The organism is Cryobacterium sp. Hz9, from assembly GCF_004402825.1.
In the GTDB taxonomy this organism is placed as follows: domain Bacteria; phylum Actinomycetota; class Actinomycetes; order Actinomycetales; family Microbacteriaceae; genus Cryobacterium; species Cryobacterium gelidum.
Map to the genome: position 1 here is coordinate 13,724 of NZ_SOFC01000024.1, position 20,893 is coordinate 34,616.

The 20,893-nt window shown below is 62.1% G+C and carries 18 protein-coding genes and 1 pseudogene; 9 read left to right on the forward strand and 10 right to left on the reverse strand.

The features are described 5' to 3' along the window. Nucleotides 1-77 precede the first annotated feature (77 nt). The 5 genes and pseudogenes from E3N85_RS15075 (at nt 78) to E3N85_RS15090 (ending at nt 3,813) form a co-directional block, all read left to right on the forward strand. The gene (locus E3N85_RS15075; RefSeq protein ID WP_134464637.1) at nt 78-1,016 is read left to right on the forward strand and encodes an ABC transporter ATP-binding protein; all 939 of its coding nucleotides are present in this window, start codon (nt 78-80) and stop codon (nt 1,014-1,016) included. Next, entirely contained in the window at nt 1,013-1,867 is an 855-nt protein-coding gene (locus tag E3N85_RS15080; protein ID WP_134464639.1) for an ABC transporter permease subunit, read from the forward strand. The genes E3N85_RS15075 and E3N85_RS15080 overlap by 4 nt, the downstream gene beginning before the upstream one ends. A gap of 557 nt (nt 1,868-2,424) precedes the next feature. Continuing rightward, nucleotides 2,425-2,700 (forward strand): annotated as a pseudogene (locus E3N85_RS17195) (histidine kinase); the annotation flags it as partial. Between the two features lie 190 nt (nt 2,701-2,890). Beyond that, nucleotides 2,891-3,136, forward strand: coding sequence for a hypothetical protein (locus E3N85_RS17200; RefSeq protein WP_370289381.1), 246 nt, complete (start codon nt 2,891-2,893; stop codon nt 3,134-3,136). Further along, nucleotides 3,133-3,813, forward strand: a complete 681-nt coding sequence (locus tag E3N85_RS15090; RefSeq protein ID WP_134464643.1) for a response regulator transcription factor — start codon at nt 3,133-3,135, stop codon at nt 3,811-3,813. The genes E3N85_RS17200 and E3N85_RS15090 overlap by 4 nt, the downstream gene beginning before the upstream one ends. A gap of 16 nt (nt 3,814-3,829) precedes the next feature. Here E3N85_RS15090 and E3N85_RS15095 read toward each other — a convergent pair whose 3' ends face one another. Then, entirely contained in the window at nt 3,830-4,216 is a 387-nt protein-coding gene (locus E3N85_RS15095; protein WP_134464645.1) for a TraR/DksA C4-type zinc finger protein, read from the reverse strand. Nucleotides 4,217-4,268: 52 nt separating this feature from the next. Between E3N85_RS15095 and pip the strand changes: the two genes are divergently transcribed. Next, complete coding sequence (pip, locus tag E3N85_RS15100; protein WP_134464647.1) at nt 4,269-5,228, forward strand: prolyl aminopeptidase; 960 nt, start codon at nt 4,269-4,271, stop codon at nt 5,226-5,228. 13 nt (nt 5,229-5,241) lie between these two features. Here the strand turns inward: pip and E3N85_RS15105 are convergent, their stop codons facing one another. From E3N85_RS15105 to E3N85_RS16405, 3 genes are all read right to left on the reverse strand, one after another. Then, the gene (locus E3N85_RS15105) at nt 5,242-6,120 is read right to left on the reverse strand and encodes a CDP-alcohol phosphatidyltransferase family protein (protein ID WP_198412125.1); all 879 of its coding nucleotides are present in this window, start codon (nt 6,118-6,120) and stop codon (nt 5,242-5,244) included. A 33-nt stretch (nt 6,121-6,153) separates the two neighbouring features. After that, nucleotides 6,154-8,976 carry a fibrinogen-like YCDxxxxGGGW domain-containing protein gene (locus tag E3N85_RS15110; protein WP_134464649.1) on the reverse strand — a complete coding sequence of 941 codons (2,823 nt, stop codon included), beginning with the start codon at nt 8,974-8,976 and terminating at the stop codon, nt 6,154-6,156. Nucleotides 8,977-9,076: 100 nt separating this feature from the next. Next, entirely contained in the window at nt 9,077-9,466 is a 390-nt protein-coding gene (locus E3N85_RS16405; protein WP_166783976.1) for a hypothetical protein, read from the reverse strand. A 1-nt stretch (nt 9,467) separates the two neighbouring features. Here E3N85_RS16405 and E3N85_RS16410 point away from each other — a divergent pair, with 1 nt between their 5' ends. Further along, entirely contained in the window at nt 9,468-9,635 is a 168-nt protein-coding gene (locus E3N85_RS16410) for a hypothetical protein (RefSeq protein ID WP_166783977.1), read from the forward strand. 461 nt (nt 9,636-10,096) lie between these two features. Here E3N85_RS16410 and E3N85_RS15120 read toward each other — a convergent pair whose 3' ends face one another. Genes E3N85_RS15120 through E3N85_RS15130 form a run of 3 tightly spaced genes read right to left on the reverse strand, consistent with a single transcriptional unit; the run spans nt 10,097 to nt 13,996 of the window. Then, on the reverse strand, nt 10,097-11,620 hold the full coding sequence (locus E3N85_RS15120; RefSeq protein ID WP_134464653.1) for a polysaccharide biosynthesis C-terminal domain-containing protein: 1,524 nt from the start codon (nt 11,618-11,620) through the stop codon (nt 10,097-10,099). 1 nt (nt 11,621) lies between these two features. Next, on the reverse strand, nt 11,622-12,392 hold the full coding sequence (locus E3N85_RS15125) for a WecB/TagA/CpsF family glycosyltransferase (RefSeq protein ID WP_134464655.1): 771 nt from the start codon (nt 12,390-12,392) through the stop codon (nt 11,622-11,624). Then, nucleotides 12,389-13,996, reverse strand: a complete 1,608-nt coding sequence (locus E3N85_RS15130) for a hypothetical protein (protein WP_134464657.1) — start codon at nt 13,994-13,996, stop codon at nt 12,389-12,391. Before E3N85_RS15130 ends, E3N85_RS15125 begins: the two co-directional genes overlap by 4 nt. A gap of 364 nt (nt 13,997-14,360) precedes the next feature. Here E3N85_RS15130 and E3N85_RS15135 point away from each other — a divergent pair, with 364 nt between their 5' ends. Together E3N85_RS15135 and E3N85_RS15140 are read left to right on the forward strand one after the other, a co-directional pair. After that, entirely contained in the window at nt 14,361-15,515 is a 1,155-nt protein-coding gene (locus tag E3N85_RS15135; protein WP_134464659.1) for an O-antigen ligase, read from the forward strand. Between the two features lie 94 nt (nt 15,516-15,609). Continuing rightward, nucleotides 15,610-16,545, forward strand: coding sequence for a glycosyltransferase family 2 protein (locus E3N85_RS15140; protein ID WP_241978547.1), 936 nt, complete (start codon nt 15,610-15,612; stop codon nt 16,543-16,545). A 90-nt stretch (nt 16,546-16,635) separates the two neighbouring features. Here E3N85_RS15140 and E3N85_RS15145 read toward each other — a convergent pair whose 3' ends face one another. From E3N85_RS15145 to E3N85_RS15155, 3 genes are all read right to left on the reverse strand, one after another. Then, entirely contained in the window at nt 16,636-18,054 is a 1,419-nt protein-coding gene (locus E3N85_RS15145; protein WP_166783978.1) for a family 16 glycosylhydrolase, read from the reverse strand. 289 nt (nt 18,055-18,343) lie between these two features. Then, nucleotides 18,344-18,802, reverse strand: coding sequence for an adenylyltransferase/cytidyltransferase family protein (locus E3N85_RS15150; protein WP_134464665.1), 459 nt, complete (start codon nt 18,800-18,802; stop codon nt 18,344-18,346). Between the two features lie 537 nt (nt 18,803-19,339). Continuing rightward, the gene (locus E3N85_RS15155; protein WP_134464667.1) at nt 19,340-20,833 is read right to left on the reverse strand and encodes a polysaccharide biosynthesis tyrosine autokinase; all 1,494 of its coding nucleotides are present in this window, start codon (nt 20,831-20,833) and stop codon (nt 19,340-19,342) included. Between the last annotated feature and the right edge of the window lie 60 nt (nt 20,834-20,893).

Genomic DNA, 20,893 nt, shown 5'->3' on the forward strand with positions numbered 1-20,893 from the left:
GGGCAAACCATACCGTTTGGTATGGGGGCTTCAGTGCAGTGAAACGGGGCCTCACCCACCAACGGAATGAGGCAGTCGTGATCCAGGCACAGTCCCTGACCAAGCACTACGGAAGCAAGACCGCGGTCGACGCGGTCGACTTCACGGTGCAGCCCGGCAAGGTCACCGGTTTTCTCGGGCCGAACGGCGCGGGCAAGTCCACCACAATGCGCATGATCGTGGGTCTAGACCGACCCAGCGCTAGGTCGGTCATCGTCAACGGTAAGCCGTACCACGAGCACAAAGCGCCACTGCGCGAGGTCGGCGTGTTGCTCGACGCCAAGGCCGTGCACACCGGTCGCAGCGCGTACAACCACCTGCGTGCCATGGCCGCGACCCACAACATCCCCACCAGTCGAGTGCACGAGGTCATCAACCTCACCGGTCTGGAGTCCGTCGCCCGCAAGCGCGTCGGCGGATTCTCTCTCGGCATGGGCCAGCGCCTCGGCATCGCCGCTGCCTTGCTCGGCGACCCGGCCACGCTCATCCTCGACGAGCCGGTCAACGGCCTCGACCCCGAGGGCGTGCAATGGGTGCGCACGCTCACCAAACAGCTCGCCGCCGAGGGCCGCACCGTGTTGCTCTCCTCGCACCTGATGAGCGAGATGGCGCTCACCGCCGACCACATCATCGTGCTCGGCCGCGGTCGGGTGATAGCGGATGCCTCGGTCGCCGATATCATCGCCTCGGCTGCGCAGAACACGGTTCGCGTGCGCACCCCGCACTCGGCGGCCCTCGCCGCCCTGCTGGCACAGGAAGATGTCACCATCACCAACGTCGAGCAGGACGTGCTCGAGATCAGCGGACTGACCGTGAACGAGATCGGCGACCGTGCCGCTGCCGCCCAGATCTCCCTGCACGAGCTCTCGGCGGTGAACGCCTCCCTCGAAGACGCTTATACGAAACTCACGCAGAACGAAGTGGAGTATCGCACCGGCGATGCCTCCTCCCACACCGAAGCGGAGGTCGCTCGATGAGCACCCAGACCCACCAGACAACGCAATCCGCTTCTCCGGCAGCCTACGTTTCAACCGGCTCCGGGCTCAGCTTCAGCGGCCTGCTCAAGTCTGAATCGATCAAGCTCTGGAGCCTGCGCTCCACCTACTGGACCTTTTCCCTCGTCGTCGTAGCATCCCTCGGACTCGCCGTGGCGATGTCCTTCGCCTTGTCCCCGCTAACGGCCGGATTCGACCCGGCCACCGGTGCCGCCCTGGCCGTCGATAACGCGCAGATGTTCGTGCTCGTCTCCACGACCGGATTGGGCCTCGGCCAAATGATCGTCGCGGTTCTTGGCGTGCTCTCGATCAGCGGTGAATATTCCAGCGGCATGATCAAATCGACGCTCACCGCGGTGCCGGGCCGCTTGCCCGCGCTCTGGGCGAAGGTAATCGTGCTGTTCGGATTCACCTTCCTGGTGGGCCTGTTCAGTGTGGTCGGCTCGTTCCTCGTGGCCACTCCCATCCTGGGAGCCAAGGACGTCACTGCAAGCCTGTTCGACGTCGACGTGATCATGCCATTGCTTGGCAACGTGCTGTTCCTCGCGCTCATCGCAGTGTTCTCAGTTGGTATCGGCACGATCGTGCGCAGCAGCGCTGGCGGCATCGCGACGGTGCTGGGCATCATCCTGCTCCTGCCGACGGTTGTGTCATTGTTTTCACTACTCGTCAAGTGGGTTGCCGACATCGTACCGTTCATGCTTACCGTAGCCGGCTCCGAGATGACCGCTCCCAACAGCATGGAATCCTGGCAGGCCTTTTTGGTCGTACTCGCCTGGGTGGCGGTGAGTCTCGGAACAGCCGCGCTGTTGCTCAAACGCCGCGACGCCTGACCATCCGCGCCACGTAGAGTCGACAGATGAGCACCAACATCTCTCCCCCCGGGCGCGCACCGGCGTCCGGGGGAGAGCTGCGCCTGCCGACCCCGCCCGGCATTGTTCGGCGGTTCTGGAACCGTCATCCCCACCCGGCCGACGGCCTCATCACGGCGATCTACGTCGTGCCGATGGCGCTCACCCTCGTGCTCAACGCTCTGAATGACGACCCGGCTCCGCTCACGGCCGTCCTGCTCAACGCCGGCATCATGGTGCTGCTGGCCGTAGCACTGCTTTTTCGACGACGGATGCCCCTGCTGGTCCTCGCCCTGACCTGGATGGGCCTGGTCACCTTTGCTGACTATGGCGAAGTACACCTGATCGCACAGCTCCTCGCGCTCTATGCGGTCGCGGTGTACTCGAACGTGCGGAGCGCCTGGATCGGTTTCAGCGTATCCGTTCTGCTGGCCGGACTGGCCGCCTGGCTCACCGACAACCCGGCCGAGGTCCCGTGGATCCCCGTCGCCAGCCAATCCGCGATCATGCTGCTCGCCGCGACGCTGGTCGGCGTCAACATGGGCAACAGCAAGCGCTACGTGGCGTCGCTGCTTGACCTGGCCGCGCAGTTGACCCGCGAACGTGACCAGCAGGCGCAGCTCGCCCGCATCTCGGAGCGCACCCGAATAGCCGGTGAAATGCACGATGTGGTCGCGCACAGTCTCTCGGTCATGGTGGCGCTCGCCGACGGTGCCCACGCGATCGCACCGAAGGACGTCGAACGATCCCGCGCTGCAATGCTCGACGTCGCGGCCACCGGGCGCCGGTCGATGACCGAGATGCGCCGCCTGCTCGGGGTGCTCGAAGTTGAGACCGAGCCGGCTCCGCGAGCTCCGCAGCCGGGCATCGACCAACTCGCCGACCTCGTCGAGTCCTTCCGATCGACCGGGCTTCCGGTCGTCCTGGGAACGCAGCGGCCGAGAGCCGAGCAACGCGAGCGTGCAGCTGACCATCTTTCGGCTCATCCAGGAGTCATTGACGAACGTGTTGCGCTATGCGGATACGCCGACCAGGGTGACCGTGCGTCTGACCTCCTCTCCCGGGACAGCGCAGATCACGATAAGCGACAACGGCCGACCGGCGGCAGTAGCCAGTGTCCAGGGCTTTGGCCGCGGCCTGATCGGAATGCAGGAGCGCGTCGCGATCTACGGCGGAATCTTCGAGGCGGCGCCGGGACTCCACGACGGCTGGCGCGTGCATGCGACCCTGAGATTTGAAGACGAATCATGACCCCCCATTCCGCACCGATCAGCATCATGCTCGCCGACGACCAGGCGCTGTTGCGCGTAGGGTTTCGCATGGTCCTCGAAGCCGAAGAGGACTTCTCCGTGGTCGCAGAGGCTGGCTCCGGTGCCCAGGCGATTTCGCTCGCCGCAAGCCTGCGCCCCCAGGTCATCCTGATGGACGTGCGCATGCCGGACGTCGACGGTATCGAGGCTACCCGGCAGATCATGACAGCCCAGCCGAACACCCGGATCATCATTCTCACGACCTTCGATCTGGACGAGTACGCCTTCGGAGGGCTGCGTGCCGGCGCGAGTGGTTTTCTGCTGAAGAACGCCGAACCGGGGGAGCTGATCGCCGCGATCCGCACGGTGGCCTCGGGAGAAGCATCCGTTTCACCGCGGGTGACCCGACGCCTGCTCGACCTGTTCGGTACCAAACTGCCCCAGGCCGAAGCTGGTACTGCCGGTGACCCCACGGCGCTTGGAGCGCTCACCGAACGCGAGACCGAAGTCTTTCTCGCCCTAGCTGAGGGGCTCTCCAACACCGAACTGGCCGAGCGCTTCTTTCTCTCCGAATCGACCGTGAAGACGCATGTCGGCCGCATCCTGCACAAACTCGGCGTCCGCGATCGGGTTCAGGCGGTCATTCTGGCCTACGAACTCGGCCTCGCGGGGCAGTGACCGTCGACCGACTCCGCTACCGGTTGTGGCCTTCGACCTCCCGGGCACAGTCGATGCACAGTTCCGCCGTCGGGAGGGCCAACAGCCGGGCGGCCCCGATGCCTCTTCCGCATCGGATGCACGTACCGAAACTCCCGTCAGCAATGCGGGCCAGCGCACGATCGATCGCGGCGACTTTCTCGCGGAACTCGCGGTGAACACCGACGATTCGCGACCAGTCACTCGACAGGGTCGGACCTTCCGGATCGTGCTCGTCGTCGGCCGATCCATCGCTTCGCGCTTCGCGTACGTTCGCGAGCGATTCCGCCAGCCTGTTCAGCTCAATCTCGGTCGAGTCGCGCTGATCCCTGAGCTCCTGGTCGAAGTGCCCAAGCTCGGCCTCCGTGAGAGATGTGCTAGCCATGATCTATCGTCGCACGTGGCGATCGTTTAGTGCCGGGGAATAGGCTCGGGGTATGCGTACTTTCTACCCCGAGCTTGACCCCTATGAGACCGGCATGCTCGATGTCGGCGACAATCAGACCATCTATTGGGAAGCCTCCGGCAATCCCGACGGTAAGCCGGCGGTCTATCTGCACGGCGGCCCGGGAGGCGCTTCCGGCCCCGACCAGCGTCGGGTATTCGACCCGGCGAAATACCGCATCATCCTGTTCGACCAGCGCGGCTGCGGCTCGAGCACCCCCCACGCGAGCGAGTCCGACGTGGACCTGAGCGTCAACACCACGTGGACCCTCGTAGCTGACCTGGAGAAAATACGCGAGCATCTCGGCATTGACCGCTGGTTGGTCTGCGGCGGATCCTGGGGCAGCACCCTCGCGCTCGCGTACGCCCAAACGTACCCCGACAAGGTCACCGAACTCGTCCTGCGCGGTATCTTCACCCTGCGCCCGGTCGAACTCGACTGGTTCTACGAGGGCGGTGCCGCCGCGATCTACCCCGACCTGTGGGAGTCGTTCCTCGCTCCGGTTCCCGAGAATGAACGCGGCCACCTGATCGAGGCCTACGGCCGCCTGCTGCACGATCCCGACCAGTTCGTTCGCCAGCGTGCCGGCGTGGCGTGGGCCACCTGGGAATCCTCGACGATCACCCTGCTGCAGGAGCCCGCCAAGGTTGCGCACTTTTCCGACCCCGCCTTCGCAGTGGCGTTCGCCCGCATCGAGAACCATTTCTTCGCCAACAGGGGCTGGTTCACCCCGAACCAACTCATCGACAACGCCTCCCGCCTCGCCGACATCCCCGGCGTGATCGTGCAGGGTCGCTACGACATGTGCACCCCGGCCTTCACTGCGTGGGACCTGCACAAGAACTGGCCGGAGGCTGAATTCCACCTGATACCCGACGCTGGCCATGCCTTCGACCAGCCCGGCATCCTCGACGCCATCATCGAGGCGACCGACCGTTTCGCCACGGAATAGTAGACGGCTTTACTCATCCACGGGCGAACTGCTGATTGAGCGCGACGAGCCGAACATACTTTCTGCGCATTGAGATCGCGGCATGCACCGTGTTGAGCAGGAACATGAGGGCGTAGACCCAGACAAAAACGGTCGGCGCGCCCCAGAGTAGAAAGATCCAACAGAGTGTGCCGGTGTCGGTCGGTACGAGCACCAGCGATTGCTTGACCCCGGCGGTGTCGGATACCGGCACGGCGGGGCCGGCCAGCTGTTCCGACAGAATCTGGCTAAGGAACTGACCACAGCTCACTAGGCAGTACCCGATGGCGATCAGAAGCGGCCAGGTTCCGATTCCGGGCACGGCATACAGCCCGATGAGCACGGCGAGGTGTATTGCCGGTGTGCGCATGGCATCGACTACGTGGTCGAGCCATTCGCCCGATGGGCCGCCGTTTTTTCCCAAGCGCGCGACCTGGCCGTCGGCTGAATCTAGAACGTAGCCGATCGCCAGAAGAACCGCTGCTCCGACGCCGCTTCCAACGCTCGGGGGAAGCGCTATAAGGAGTGATAGACCACCTACCGAGAAGAGCGCGGAAGTGGCTGTGACAGCATTCGCCGACCAACCGCGGGAGTACGCCAACGCCGCCGCGAATCGGGCAAGACGCCGATTGACCCATCGGGTATACGCAGGTACTCCGTTGCCCGGCTTTTGCGCGGTGCGCAGGCCGCGGAGAGCGGCGCGGAAGGCGCGTTCGGTTTCAACGGCAGGTCGGGAGGTGCCGTCCGATGCCGGCAATGCCGATGTTTCCGGCGCCGGCGAGGCTTCCGGCACCGGCAATGCCGTCGGCACCGGCAATGCCGTCGGCACCGGCAATGCCGTCGGCACCGGTAACGCTAGTGAAGAGCGTGTCATGGGATTCTTTCCTCGTCCTGCTTACCCATTGACTTACTGCACCACGGCCGTTAGCTCGAAGCTAGCGCTCGGGGTAGCGCGGTAATTGGAGTGCACCTCAGCCGTGATCAGGTTCGTCCCGGTCACGAACGCAGATCCCGGTACCGTGACCGTTACCGGGTTTGCCAGCGCGTTCGTGGCCGAAATAGCCGATGTGGCGTAGGTCGATGACGTTACCGTGCCGGTTCCGATGTTCGTACGCACCACCTCTGCGCCATTCACGTAGACGACGATCCCATCGTCCGCGCGTGTCGTCAGCTTCACTGAGGCGATTTTCGATGCATCGGCCACACTGAATGACTTGCGGTAATACGAGGTGAGGGCTTGAGGTGCAACCCTCGAGAGAGTCGTGCCCAGGGTCGTGTGTCCCCAGCCGATCGGGGCTGGACCGGTTGACCAGCTTGAGGCGTCATAGGTAGGCGCCTGCCAGCCGGCAGTTGGGTCCGTCGTCGAGTAGTAGTAACTCCACGTACTTCCGGCGTCGATCAGGATGGGATTGCCTGAACCGGGCGGGGGCGTCGTTGAGACTAGGGCAGCCGGCGTGCTTGACGACCAGTTTCCTGAACCGTCAACGGCTCGAACGAAGTACTTCGTGCCAACAGGGGCGGCTGCGACAGTGATACTGAGGGACGGTGCCGTCGCAATTACCCTGTCGTTCCGCAGAATCTGGTAGCTCACGGCTCCACGAGCGTCAGACGAACCGGACCAATTGAGGGTGTCACCGCTAGCCGATGTCGAGACCGTGAGTGCCGACGGTACGGTCGGCGCCTGCGAATCGTTATGAGCGAATCGCACGAACCCCCCGGACCATTGGCGAACGAACCCGGCTTTCACCGACGCCGTGTAGTCCCCGCCAAACCAGGTGTTCCCCAATGAGTCATTGAAGAGTGCCCAGGCGCCCGCGCCGACTCGCTGATTCACGATCGGGCTGAACTGCGGGAGCGGTGCTCCGGTCACATTGTCCCAAGCGCCGGCGCTACTGATCTTCGTCGCTTGAGTCCAGCCGGTGCCCACCGACGGCCAGGTGTGCGAGCCGTGATAGTTCGAGAAGAAGCAATGGCAGCCGCCGTAGATGACCGAGCCGTCAGTCGAGATGGCCTGGAAATCACCTCCGGCATTGCCGACATTGCTGCTCTTTTCCGTCATTGCAGTGCGGTCATAGCTGTACAGCATATGTTCTGATCCGCCGATCCAAACGATGCCTCCTACTTCCTTGACAGTTTGCTGATAGTTGGCTTTCGTGCTGGAAAAATTGATCGTCCATGGGATGACCGACGCGTCGGATGTGTTGATTACGGCGCCCTTCACGGCTGCCGTCGCCTTTGAGGCGCTGAAGAAACCGGCGAAATACACGCGGTCACCGATCGAGGAGGCGTCGAGCGAGACCACAGTGCCGTTGAACTCCGGATTCCAGGTCGAATCAGGCGTTCCGTTGCTGACCGAGACCCGACCGGCAGAGCGCAAGTAAACCTGACTGGTCGCCGTGCCGCCGGTCATGTGTGTGAACGTGCCGCCGATGTACAGCCAGTCATTCTGCACGTCGAGCGCCCGGACAATGGGCACCCCGCCGCTCAGACTGTTAGTCAGTTGTGTTGTGAAGTCGGTGGCGGTGACGCCGGTCGTCGGGTTCAGTACGACCAGCCCCGGACGCGACTGTCCGTTCACTTGGCCGAAAAATCCGCCGACGGCAAGATTTCCGTTGGGTAAGACGGCGAGGGCCTTGACCTGTTTGTCAAAGGTGGGCCTGAACGAGGAGATCCACGCACCCGTCTTCACGTCGAAGGCGGCTAGATACGCCTGTGCGACCTGGGATCCACCTGCAGCCGTCTTCTGCACGGTGAGGAAGTTTCCGCCGACGTACACGACGCCATTGCTCTCTGCGAACGCGGAAACTTCGTTGCTGCCCTCCACGGTATTCGGTCCGGCACCGATTCCACTGACACCCCAGGCGGTGGGGACAGCGAAGCTCTCCGCAACGCCGGTCTGCTCGACTTTTTCCGTTCCCCGGTCGGGAATTGCACCGTAGATGGTCGAACTCAAAAGCTTTGGACGCAGGTACACCTGGGTGAACGGTCGCGGATACCCCGCGGTCGTGCTTGACGCCCAGATATAGCTGCTCGCGTCGGGAGTGCCCCGAGCGGCACTGCCGAACCCGAATCCTGGTGAGTAGCCGGGGGTTGCTCCTGTCGCCGTTTCAATTCGGTCCTGGGTGGTGCCGGAACCGAACGCCTGAGTCAGGCCGGTGGTACCCGTAACCGTCCCGATTTTCCACGAGGCGAGGCGCTGGACATTGCCGAACATCCACGACCATTCAACCCGCGGTGAGGAGAAAGCGAACGTGGACTCCTGCCAGGTCGTGCCTGCGGTGTTGGTTGCTCGGCTGAGTCGAATTCCATCGGGGAGCGCTTTGACCTGCTGGCCGTTGAGTAGGCCGCCGATCACTTTGCTGGAGAGTTGTTTCGGTGCGAACGCGGCCTGGCCGGTGATCGTGCCGCGAACGTCCGCTGGTGTTCCCGCGCCTTCATTTGATTGCGACCAGCCCTCACGGCCGCGCCCGACCAGAACCCAACCGCCCCCGCTCGTGACCTGATCGCAGTAGAACTGTTGTGGTGCGCCCAGTGTGGGAGTTCCCAGCCAATACACGCCACTCGGCGCCGCAGGCGTGAGCTGCTTGACTTCCCAACATGACGCTGCCGCTGTGGCAGACGACAGCCCGTCAGGCGCCGGAATGCTTGTCGCAGCGTTACTGCTTGTCGGTACGAGCACGGACATCAACACGATGCCGGCCGCTAGAAGCGGCCCCAAGCGTGAAGCCATCGAACGATTCGAAACGCCTGGGGTAAGCGTCATATCAATTCTCCTTGTTGGGAATGGCGGCGTTTTCAGGGGACTATTACGAATCGGGGAGTGCTAGCGGTCAGCACGTGGTGTCGTCGGGGAAGGAGCGTGCTGTCACGCGCCAGGAAGTACCGTCGTGCTGCAGCTTGAAGATGTTCAGCGCCCGGTCGGGCTTCGCATCTCCTGGTCCAGCCAGCGGCTTGCCGTCGGAATCGAAGGTGACTACCGCGCTGGAGTCGATGCACGCTTGAACGACAGCGCTCGGCGGCGTCGCGGTGGCGTCATTGCTCACAATGCTCAACGAGTCCACTACCGGCGTGCCCTCCTGCGTCCAACCGTTGGCGACCAGTTCCTGCTGATCATTCTCGATTTCAGCGATGATGGAACCGGCTGCCACCTTTGCTAACTGGTCGGCGGTATCCGGAGCGTCCGGTGCGATGATCACGGTGGCAGCAAGAAACTCTGACACCGTGACAGTGGCATCTTTCAGCGGAGGGGGGCTGTGCGTCGCCGGTGTGCTGGGCGAGGACGTCGGAATTGGTGCGCTCGGAGTTGAGGTCGGAGTCGAAGTCGGAGTTGGAGTCGGCGTTGGAGTCGGCGTTGGAGTCGGCGTAGACGTTGATGCTTCGTCCGGCTGATTAGGCGTCGCAGTGGCCCCCTCGGCGGTACTACTCTTCCCGGCAGGCCAAGCGTCCCAGGCCACGCCGACCACCGCGACAGTTGCGAGCAGGGCAACTGTGACCCAAGCGATTCGCTTCCGTGTATCGCTGCGCCGCACTGACGGCTTTTGGGTGACGCCGTCTTCGGGCGTCGGGGAGCCCGCGGGCGCGCTCATGCGAATATTCTCTCGTCTGATGGGAACAGGTCGGCGTGACGCGAGCGCTGAGCAGATGTGGCTCGCAACGGAAAGACCGGTAGCGAATCCAGGCGAAATTTCCTGCAGATTGAGTCCGCAGGGTGCTCTGGGTCGAAACTGACACCGGAGAGAAGCTGACGAAATTTCAACATAAAGCACACACTACGCGTCTGCTTCGCACCCGACACCCCCCTTTCGGGCAATCTCCTGATGATCGCTTCGATAGAGGGTGGAGAAGACGCGCTAGCGCCGTCGGGTGATTATGCGAAGATCGTGCAGGTGCAGCCTCTTTCGATCGAGCGCACACCATCCGACGAACAGAATCGCCCCTACTGCGGCTGCGAGAACGAGCGCCAGAAACGTAGCCCCAATGGTCAGCCTCAGGGTGATTGCTGGAGCGCCGAATGTGACGACCGGCACGAGCAGTGCGTAGGCGATTGTACCGATTCCCATTCGGATGCCGAGGAATCGCCGCACCTCGATCACCGCCAACGTCGCGTCGAGCAACATGCAAAACGCCCAGGACAGAGCCGCACCGGTGATGCCGATGAGCGGAATCAGAACCAGGTTGCCGGCCACATTGACCAGAAGCACGACTCCCTTATTGATAGCCGCCCACCCGCTTCGCCCGCTCATCAGGAGCACCGAGTGGATGTTTCCTGCAGTGAAAGCAAGGGTGGCGCCGACGCACAGAATGACGAGGGCCGTCGATCCCTGCTCGAATCCGGGTCCGAGCCAACTCAGTACGATGGGGGCGAAGACGGCAAGGAGCAAGTAAATCGGCGTGCCGAAAAGCACGAGGAAGGTGGCGGCGACCCGATAGAGCGCTTCAACCTCCACAAGTTTCTTCTCAAAGAGGAGGGTGCTGAAGCGCGTCGAGACCACGATCCGAAGCGCAGTATCGATAACCAATCCGGCGGCGACGAACCGACTCGCTCCTCCGTAGACTCCCGCTGCCGCCGAACCCGCGATCACACCGACCATGATCACGTCAAGCCAGATGAGGGTCTGCTCGAGTCCGGCCGACACCGTGCGGGGTAGTGCATAGCTCAAGATGCTTTGCCGCAGCGCCGCGATCGGGCGCCACGAACCGCGCGTCTCGGCGGCCCGCTCGTGTCGACGAACTTGAAATCTCACGATGATCAGGACGGCGATGAGTGCAACTGGCAGAGGTGCTGCCCAAGCCAACGTCACTGCGACAAAAGACCCACCCGCGGTGGCGGCCAGCCATACCACTATCGAGCGCACTACTGGCAGCCCAACGCTTCCGACACCCATGTAGGGGACGATGCCTCCGAGACCTCGCGTCACGGCCAAGGCAACCAGGAGGAGCGCTCCGGCCGGAAGAAACCAACCGGCAACCGTCACAGCGCGCACGACCTCGTCGGAATGGCTGTCTCCACTCAGAGCAAAGCCGGGGGCCAGCAACGCCGTGGCGACGGCGCACACCGAACTGCTGATCGCCGTCACGAAAAACATCGTGCCGAGGGCGCTCCGAATCCGCACCGGATCGTGCGCGACGAGGCGCGGCATGATCCACACCGCGGCGGAGTCCATTCCGGCGCGGGCGAGGCTCAACACGATGGTGAAAACGGCGATGGCTTGCAGAACAACACCGGAACCAACGTCGCCGAGAGTGCGGGCAAGAACGACGATCAGGATGAAGCCCATGATCGCGCTGGTCGCCGACCCCAGAAAGCTCGCGACCCCCTGACGCGCGATCAGCCGCGAATCCTGTGCGCGGGATTCTAGCTCTGAAGCACTCACGTCACCTGGCTGACCCACGCCGCACGCTCACTACCTGCTTGCCGAGGCGGTAGAGAAAAGCCGGATTGCCCAGAAGATACCGGGAAGCGAGCCGCCGTGGCTCGATGATCAGCCGCCAGAGCCACTCGAGCCCAGCCGCAATCATCCAGGCGGGAGCACGCTTGTTGTCGCCGCTCACCCAGTCGAACAAGCCGCCGCAGGTCAGAATGGCGGGAACCGTGAGTCGGTCGCGATACTGGGATACCCAATCCTGTTGCCGTGGTTCGCCCAGCCCCACGAACAGGATGTGAGCCCCGGAAGCGTTGATCTCATCAATCAGCTGGGGCATCCCGTCATGCGAAACGTAGCCGTCTCGGGTTGCAACCTGCAGATCCGGGTGAACGTGACGCAGCTGGGATGCGGCACGCTCCGCCACTCCGGGTTTACCGCCGTAGAAGAAAAGTTTCTTGCCGGTCAACGCTGAGATCGATGCAAGCGCATCAATGAGATCGGTCGTTGCGACTCGCTCCGGAACGCGTCCGCCGAGAAGTCGCGCCGCCCAAACAACGGACTGGCCATCGGCGTAGCTGAGATCCGCCGCCATGACCTTCCCGTGAAAGTCGTCATTCGTCGCCGCTATGTTGCAGACCATGGCATTCACGCCGATGGCGACGTGTGTGTGCGGCCCGTCGGTCCATTTCATGACGATGTCGACGATCTGATCTTGCCCGAACGGATCAACGGGTACGCGCAAGACGCTCGTGCGCACCGCTTGATGGTCCGTCGTGCTCATTTCTGTGCCGGCGATGATACTGCGCGGGAATCAGCGTCGCTGCTCTTACGGTCGTGCATGTCTGGCGCGGTCGAACCGTTCGGCGCGGGGAGGCTGCGCTCCTGGGGCACAGTGATCGTGCCGAGAAAGGCGGTTCCCAGACGGGCGGATTCGGTGACGATATCCGCGACTCCGTCGACCTTGCTGTGATGCAGACCGACCACCACGATCGCGGCCTCGGAGAGGCGCAAGGCGGCAAGAACGCTGGATCGCGGGGCTGCTCGGTCGACTACCAAGAAATACAGCTCCTCCGTGCGGAGTTCGTCCACTCTCTTGCGTATAAATTTTGAAACTTCCAAGTCCAAGTCCAAGTCCAAGTCCAAGTCCAAGTCCAAGTCCAAGTCCAAGTTCGAGTCGCTCGCCCGTCCTGAGGCTGCCGGGAAGGTGACATCAAGGTTGTGAGAGATGCGCGACCGATAGGTGACCCCCGACTCGTCAGGGCGGGGCTCGATGAGATCTAAATTGGTGTGGAGTGTTGTGGAGAAGACGTCAGATGAGCGCGGCAGGATCAGGTGGGTCGTTAGACCGCTTTGGGCTAGAACCAGGGCCAAATTGATTGGAATGTCGGAGGGAAAACGACCCCCGGTGTCGTCAAAGATTGCCATGACGCGGGTATTGATCGGGAGGTCGGTGAGGATGCGTTCACGGGCGGTCCGCAGCAGCTCGAGAGTCCCTCGGCTCTCCGGGATTGACGCGCTCTTCGAGCGGATGTCCGCGAGCACGGGGAAATCCGTTGCCCGCGATACTTCCAAGGCGTTCCGCAGCCGACGGTCACGCGGGTTGATCGCGAACGCGGCGATGAGTCCGAGGACCCCTCCAGCCAGTAGTCCGGCCCCGAGCGTCTGCATCATGTCGGGATTCATGGTGATGTCGTTCTGGGAGGCTGTGGTGAGAACCGAGCCACCGGCAGTGTCAATTTGTGACAACACGCCCTTTTGCGTGAGGAGCGTGTTGAGTTCGATGGTGATGAGGGCGCTATCGCTCGTTGCTTGGTTCGCCCCCGCGCTCCTCGGGGCCGACGAACTGATGCGGGAGTTCGCGTCTGCGAGGTCGGCGCCGAGCGCGCTGCGGCGAGCTTCGATGCCCTGCAGGATCGCGTTGAGCTTTGATTGCGCTTGTGCGGTGCGATAAGCCAGGTAGGCGTCTGCGATAGCGTCAGCGCCCATGTGCGCCCCGGATGCAGTCGGGGACGTGAACGCGATGTGCACGACCGACGCTCCGGTGACGGCGGCGATTTCAACGTTGCGACGCACCTCGGTGGCGCTAACTTCCGACCCCATTTGCTCGGCGGCGTCTTTGGCGACGGAATATGACGTGGCGATCTGGGTTTCCGTCGTGCCGTCAAGAAGGCCGGAAGCCTGCTTGCTAGCGTTGAACGGGTCAGTCGAAATGATGTTGATAGTCACATCGGTGGTGGCGGTGGCCGTCGACGGAATGATGACGAGAAATGCCCCGGCCACCAGAGCTCCGAGTACCACTCCGCCCACAATCACGCGCCACTGTCGCCGGAGCACTATGCCGTAATACTCCAGGCCCAGTGCCGATCCATCTGCTGGTTGGGACATATTCTGTGTACCCCTAACATCGGTCCGGTGCGAGTCGCTTGCTCCAAAGCACTGGTTGCGTCGGTCGAATTCAACCGGATCCGCGCCCTTGCGGGGGAATCGCTCCATATACTAATGTCCCCAAGCACCGAATGTGATGTCAAAAAGCGTTTTTCGTCCGCAAGAGGAGACCACGAGCATGGCAGATGGGTTCGCACAGCGGCACGCCGTCGGCGGTACCGAGGGCAGCGTTGATGTGAGCGTTGACGGCTCTCAGCCGATAGATCAGCTTCCTCGGTGGCCTTTTACCTCAATGTTCGTTCTCTTTCCCGTTTGGTGGCTGCTAGGTCCTGGTGAAGCCATATGGATCGTGTTGGCGGCGGTCATGGTATTTTATCTCCTGCGCCAACGTCACGTCGACGTGCCGCGCGGGTTCGGAATCTGGCTGCTCTTTCTCGTGTGGATGGTGTGCTCGGTGGTGGGGATCGATAGCGGAGGGCGTCTGATCGGTTTTATTTACCGTGCGCTGCTCTACCTCGCCGTAACCGTCGCGTTCGTTTACGTTTACAACGCGAGAAAGAACCTGACCGTGCGCTATATCGCCGGGGTGCTCACGGTGTTCTGGCTCATCGTCGTCGTTGGTGGATATGTAGGGGTGTTCTTCCCCCTTCTCTCCGTGCATACCCCGTTCGGTCTCGTACTTCCGTCATCGATCACATCGAATGAGCTCGTGCAGGAAATGGTTGTGCGCAAAGTGACGCAATACAACCCGACAGGGTGGCTGAAGCTTGATCCGAGACCGAGCGCGCCCTTTCTCTACACAAATGGCTGGGGCAACGCGTACTCGATGCTCACGCCGATCGTGGTCGCCTACCTCATCCTCGTGCGGCGGGAGCGACGATTCTGGTGGTTGCTCCTGGCCGTCCCCGTCTCAATAGTTCCGGCTTTGCTCACCTTGAACCGGGGAATGTTTCTCGGTCTCGGCCTTGCTGCCGTCTATATCAGCGTGCGAGCGATTGCGCGCGGCAATGTGAAGGTTATTCTCGCCCTGGCCGGACTGGCCCTTCTGGTCGTGGCGGCCTTCTCCGTGCTTCCGATCGAGCAGCGGCTGACTCAACGAGTCGAGACGAGTTCATCGACGCAAGATCGGGCGAGCCTCTACGAGGAGACGTTCACTCGCGCTCTGGAATCACCTCTGTTCGGGTTCGGTGCTCCGCGACCATCGGCATCCCCCGGCATTCCTTCCGTCGGTACCCAGGGGCAATTGTGGATGGTGATGTTCTCGCACGGATTCCCGGGCGCGGTGCTCTTCATGGGGTGGCTCGTCTGGGCGTTTTTCAGATCGATCCGGGAACGGGAACCGGTGCGTGAGGCGTGCAACACGGTGTTGCTGGTGGTTATCGTCGAGTCGACCTACTACGGGATCATGACAACGGGCCTACTGGTGGCAATGCTCGCTGCCGCGATAACGATGCGCCCCCAGTCCGGGGCTACGTCCAAATTGACGCCCGCGTTGCGCTCCTCTCATCGGTTACACTGACGCCACGGTCGCGGCAATGCAGCGTTCGCTTTCTAAATGTTTCGTCGTCAATCGCGTACCCGTACACGCACTAGAGGCGCAGAGGTGGCCAACCGTGACAGACCAACAAGGCGTGCACGCGCCGAGCGTTAGTGTCGTTATTGCGACTCGAGGCAGGCCGGAGATGCTGCGTGCAGCGGTGAAAGGGGTCCTCGGCCAGGACTATGCGGGGGCGATTGATTTGACCGTGGTTTTCGATCGGATCGAAATCGATCTGCTTGAGGACATCGTCATTCCGGAGGGTCAGCGCAGGCTGCAAACCCTTGCAAACACCCGTTCGCCGGGACTTGCCGGAGGCCGCAATACGGGGATTCTCGCGTCCGATGGCGAACTCATCGCCTTCTGTGACGATGACGACGAGTGGTTGCCGTCGAAGCTTGAACGTCAAGTGTCCCTGTGGCGAGAAGATCCCGCAGCGGTTCTCATTTCTACCGGAATTCGGATCGCTACAGCAGGCCGTTTGGTCGACCGGCTGCCGCCTGACCGCACGGAGTTCAGTGATCTCCTGAAGTCGCGAGTGACCGAAATTCATCCCTCATCGTTTTTAATCAGGCGATCTGACGTGACCGGGGTACTCGGTCTGGTGGACGAAGATTTACCAGCGTCCTACGGGGAAGATTATGACTACCTGCTGCGAGCTGCTCGCGTCGGACATATCAGGGGGGTGCAAGACTCCTTGGTCGTTGTGCATTGGAATCGAACGTCCTTCTTCGAAGGTAAATGGCAAGGAATCATTGACGGGCTTAGTTATTTGTTGAATAAGCACCCGGAGTTCTCCGAGAGTCCGAAGGGATCGGCCAGGATCGAAGGTCAGATCGCTTTCGCCTGGGCGGCCCTCGGCCGACGAGCGGAAGCGCGCTCGTGGGCCGCTCGAACCATCAACCATGACCGCTCGCAATTGCGCGCATATGCCGCGCTGGCAATCGCGGCGCACTTGGTGCCGGCCGGCCCGCTCGTGCGCGCGGTCAATCGCAGTGGTAGAGGACTGTAAAACGGCGCCTGCATGACGAACAGGCCAGCCAGAGTTGTCCCTGGCTGGCCTGTTCGCAGGAGGCTGCAGTGCTGCGGTTAGCCGGCGCGACTAGCGCTGGTAGACCCGCACGTAGTCAACTTGGTAGGTCGCAGGGAATGCGGTGTCTGCGTCGGGCGCGCCGGGCCAGTTGCCGCCGACGGCCATGTTCAGGCGAAGGTAAAAGTCCTTGACGAACGCTTCATCGAGCCACGACGTGGTCGAGATGTTGCGTTCCGCACTCAGGACGCCGTCGACGTACCACTTGATCGAGCCGGGGGCCCATTCGACTGCGTAGTTGTGGAAACCGTCAGCGGTTGTACCCGTTGGCAGGGTATACGTCGTGGCCTGCTGGGGGTGCGTGCCCACGTAGTCGTAGTGAATCGTGTGCACGAGCTTGTTCGCCGACAATGAATCGGCTTTGCTGGTGCCTACTGCCTCGAGGATGTCGAGTTCGCCTATTCCGCCACTGGCCGGGCGCATCCAGAATGCGGGCCAGAGGCCTTTGGAGGTTCCCTGGGTCAATGGGGTCTTCGCGCTGATTTCGAAGCGGCCGTATTCAAAGTCGATCTTGTCCTTCGTGCTCAGCATGGCTGATGTGAACGAGCGACCGTCCGGGAACCGTGAGTCATTGGTGCCGCAGGCGACCGGGGCCGATTCCTTGCGGGCGGTGATTGTGAGAAGGCCGTCAGCCGTTTTGACGTTCTCCGGCCGGTCCATCAGACACGCCACTTCATTGTTACCGTCACCGTACGTCGATAGGTTATCGACTTTCCACTTGGTTCTGTCGATGCCCGATCCGTTGAACTCGTCGCTCCAGGCCAAGTTCCAGCCGGCGGGAGGGGTCGTGGTTGCAGTGGGAGTCGGGGTGGACGTGGGTGTCGGAGGCGCAATGGGTCGGTCGACGGATGAGTTTTCTGTGGTGTCGATGAGGGAAACGTCGTCGATCACGACAGCGTTCTCCGGTTGCATGTTCAGCGCGAGCACGTGGAGATCAATTGACGAGGCCGCGCGCGTGGCGGTGTAGTTCGTCGTGATCTTCTTCCATGCTGTTCCCGTGCGCCACTGGTGTGTCTGCTGGCTGTCGATGACGTCGTAGCCGGCATCCTCTTCAAGTAGCCGAAGGAGAACCGACTGGCCGGCCGTCTCGGAGCGCACCCAAGCGGTGGCCTCGTACGTGTGTCCGGCCACGGTATTCGACACGGCGTTGCTGCGATCGTTCAACATGACAGACGTCGCTGCTGACGACGTATTGGTCAGCCGCACGCCCTGCGTTGCGTCACGCCCCTCTCCGGAGGTCATCTTCGTCTCCGCACCGCCCATCCATCCGTCGAGCCCGGAGTTGAACGTATCGTTCGCGACAAAGTTCACTGCAGCGTCGGAGCCCGTGGTTGCCTGAGCGGTTAAGCCGGTCAGGCTGGAGCCGCCGACCGCAACAATACTTGTCGCGGTGATCGCCAGAAGGGTTTTCTTGAGTGAGCGCTTTCGCATGCGCCGGGTATGCCGGGGTCGCTGCTCACGGACACAATTCACGTCAGACTCTGTCATTGTTCTCCTCGCCGCGACCGACGTCGATCGCCACCACGGTCTTCTATTAGTCACGCAGCCCTGTGCCCTGATCGGTCACACTTCCGGGGCTGAGCCCGGGTTCCGAGGGTGAACTCGCGCCTGTAGCAGTATCACATGGAGGAGGAATCAATGCCAGTTAATGACCCCAATCCGGGGGGATCGCAGGCTGTTCCTGAATCAATGTCAGAAATCAGAGGTCTGCTCGTCAGTATCAGTGGATGGAGTTGGCGCGGAGACGAGAAGCTCCGATGGGATCGAGCGAGTTGAGCGCGCGACGGAGCAGGGTGCTCGATGTGGTCATTGTGTAGGGGAAGTACACGACCTCCACTCCAAAAGCGGCAAATTCGCGTTCGAGCTGCTGACCGCGTTCTGTTTCCTTCCAGTCGTCGCCCTTGAAATAGATGTCGAACGGTACGGCGCGCCAGGTATCGATCTTGTTCGGGAGTCGCTCCTCCACCGCCTCGTCGACAAAGGAGATGTGCCGAACGATTTCCAATCGTTCGGCCAAAGGAACAATCGGCCCTCGCCCTTTCGTAAGCTCGAGCATCTCGTCGGACACGACTCCCGCGATGAGATAGTCGCACTGGCTTTTTGCATGTTTCAGGATGTTCAGGTGCCCGACGTGAAACAGGTCGAAGGCTCCGCCGGCATATCCAATACGTTGTAGCATTGCGTTCCCTCACACGGTTCGGATTGGTTCAGTGGATCGCTGGGACTGGACTGCTAGGCCACTGCGGGGCCGAACGGCCGCCCTTGCGGTGCACGTGGCGCTCGTAGGTCTCGACTTGACAGGCAAGGAGCGAGGAGCGATCGAGGGCTGATCCGGCTCATCTCGCCGATCAAGATGTTCCCGGTCGTACTGCGAGGGTCGGCATCAGAGTGAGCAGGAACGGCATCGTTCATGGTGAGCTCAGCCCATAAAAAGGGCCTCGCTCCGGTGCGTGACGGAGCACGATCGCCGCCATGCTCGGCGGTTGGTAAATGGGGGATCGACGCATCGAATTCTTGGTCACGGGCATTCCCTGCAGTTCGGGTTTACAGGTTCAGGAGTACGTGGAAGCAGCCCCACGGGGAGGCCACGTCGTCACGTTCGGGTTAGTGAGATCTTTTCAGTTACTGTTTGCCTACCCTAGCGCTTCTTTTAGTTACTGCGCTGCCACCTGTGAGGGGGGCAAGTTGTCGTCATTGTTGCCATGCCCGCAGGGGGTCAGTGCTTCAGGCTGACGTTCTGCACGTCTCGTGGAAGTTTCTTGGACTTTAGGATGGTCACAGTTTCTTGATCTGTAGTGGGTTGGCGGCCGAGGAGCCCCGGGATTTGTTTCTTGTTGGCCGGGCTCATCTGCGGCATCGATGCGGCGGCGACCGCCTTGAGCGGGCCGTAGTACAGCCCGGTGCGACGTTCACGCACCCGATTGAGCACGATGCCCAAAATGCGGGCATTAACCGCATCGAGCGAATCTGTGGTCGCTGCCAGCTGCTGACGAGTGGTCGACTTGTAGCGGGCCACCACGATGGCACCGTCGGTGAGACGGGACAGGCCGAGGGCGTCTGTCGCCGTCAACAGCGGAGGGGAATCGACAATGATGAAGTCATAGTCCTCACGCAGGCGTTGCATCAGTGTCTTCATCGCGGCCGAACCGAGCAGTTGACCGGAGTTGGGCGGCACCGCACCGGACGGCAGTACATCCAGTCCGTCTGACCACCGCACGATGGCATCTTCGGGTCCGACGTAGCCGAGCAGAATGGTTGTGAGGCCGACATCGCCTTCGAGGTCGCACAGTTCGGCGATCGACGGACGTCGCAGGTCGGCATCGATTATCAGCACTCGCGACCCGCATTCCGTCATGGCGAGCGCCAAATTGATTGCGGTCGTGGACTTGCCGTCGCGGGCGCTCGCAGACGTGACAACGGCGCTGCGCGGTGGGTTGTCGACATCGAGGAATTCGAGATTGGCCCGCACCCGGCGGTAGGCCTCGGCCGGCGCACTCTGCGGCAACACCCTCATGATCAGGCCGGCCGGGTCGCTGCGCCGCTTGCGGCCGATCATTCCCAGTAGGGGAGCGGTCGAGACCCGGTCGAGGTCCTTCTTCGTGCTGACCCGAGTGTCGAGCACCTTCCGTGCCAGCGCGTATCCAGCGCCGAGAACGAACCCGAGCAGTAGACCGGTCAGCACAATGAGCCGGGTATCGGGCGCAAACGGCCCGACCGGGAGTTGAGCGGGGGTCACTGTCGTGACCGCGATCGACGGCACGCTGCCCGTTTTTTTCGGCGCCAGGGTCAGAACCGTCCTGGCAAGGGAGTCGGAGATGGCATCGGCGAGAACGACGGCCTGCGCCGCGGATTGACTGGTGACGGCGATATTGATGATCACGGTGTTGAGCGGTGTGACGGCGGTGACGCGCGATGCGAGGGCCTGGGGGGTCGTGTCCAGCCCCAATTGGCTAATGACTGGTTTGAGAACGGTTGGCGTCGTTGCGAGCTGCGCGTAGGACTGCATCAGATTCTGCGTAAGCGTCGAGGATTGTAGAAGCTCGCTCGTGGTCTCGCCTCGGTCGCTGGTGACGAAAATGCTGTTGGTCGCCAGATACTGGGTGGGCAAGCTGATCGCGTAAGCCCAGGCCGACGCGCCGCCGAGCACGCCGACGATGAGAACGAGTAACCACTGGCTCGCGATGCGCCTCAGATCGTCGATCGGTCCCACAGTATTCTCCGTCCGGTAGCGCCAAGGCTACTGTCAAGCTGATCAAAACTCACTTATGAA

Bases quoted from the DNA above. Each gene is read 5' to 3' on its own strand.
- E3N85_RS15090 (WP_134464643.1), top strand. From the start codon at position 3,133: ATGACCCCCCATTCCGCACCGATCAGCATCATGCTCGCCGACGACCAG.
- E3N85_RS15110 (WP_134464649.1), bottom strand. From the start codon at position 8,976: ATGGCTTCACGCTTGGGGCCGCTTCTAGCGGCCGGCATCGTGTTGATG.
- E3N85_RS15080 (WP_134464639.1), top strand. From the start codon at position 1,013: ATGAGCACCCAGACCCACCAGACAACGCAATCCGCTTCTCCGGCAGCC.
- E3N85_RS15145 (WP_166783978.1), bottom strand. From the start codon at position 18,054: ATGCGAAAGCGCTCACTCAAGAAAACCCTTCTGGCGATCACCGCGACA.
- E3N85_RS15095 (WP_134464645.1), bottom strand. From the start codon at position 4,216: ATGGCTAGCACATCTCTCACGGAGGCCGAGCTTGGGCACTTCGACCAG.
- E3N85_RS15130 (WP_134464657.1), bottom strand. From the start codon at position 13,996: ATGTCCCAACCAGCAGATGGATCGGCACTGGGCCTGGAGTATTACGGC.
- E3N85_RS15105 (WP_198412125.1), bottom strand. From the start codon at position 6,120: ATGACACGCTCTTCACTAGCGTTACCGGTGCCGACGGCATTGCCGGTG.
- E3N85_RS15150 (WP_134464665.1), bottom strand. From the start codon at position 18,802: ATGCTACAACGTATTGGATATGCCGGCGGAGCCTTCGACCTGTTTCAC.
- E3N85_RS15135 (WP_134464659.1), top strand. From the start codon at position 14,361: ATGGTATTTTATCTCCTGCGCCAACGTCACGTCGACGTGCCGCGCGGG.
- pip (WP_134464647.1), top strand. From the start codon at position 4,269: ATGCGTACTTTCTACCCCGAGCTTGACCCCTATGAGACCGGCATGCTC.
- E3N85_RS15125 (WP_134464655.1), bottom strand. From the start codon at position 12,392: ATGAGCACGACGGACCATCAAGCGGTGCGCACGAGCGTCTTGCGCGTA.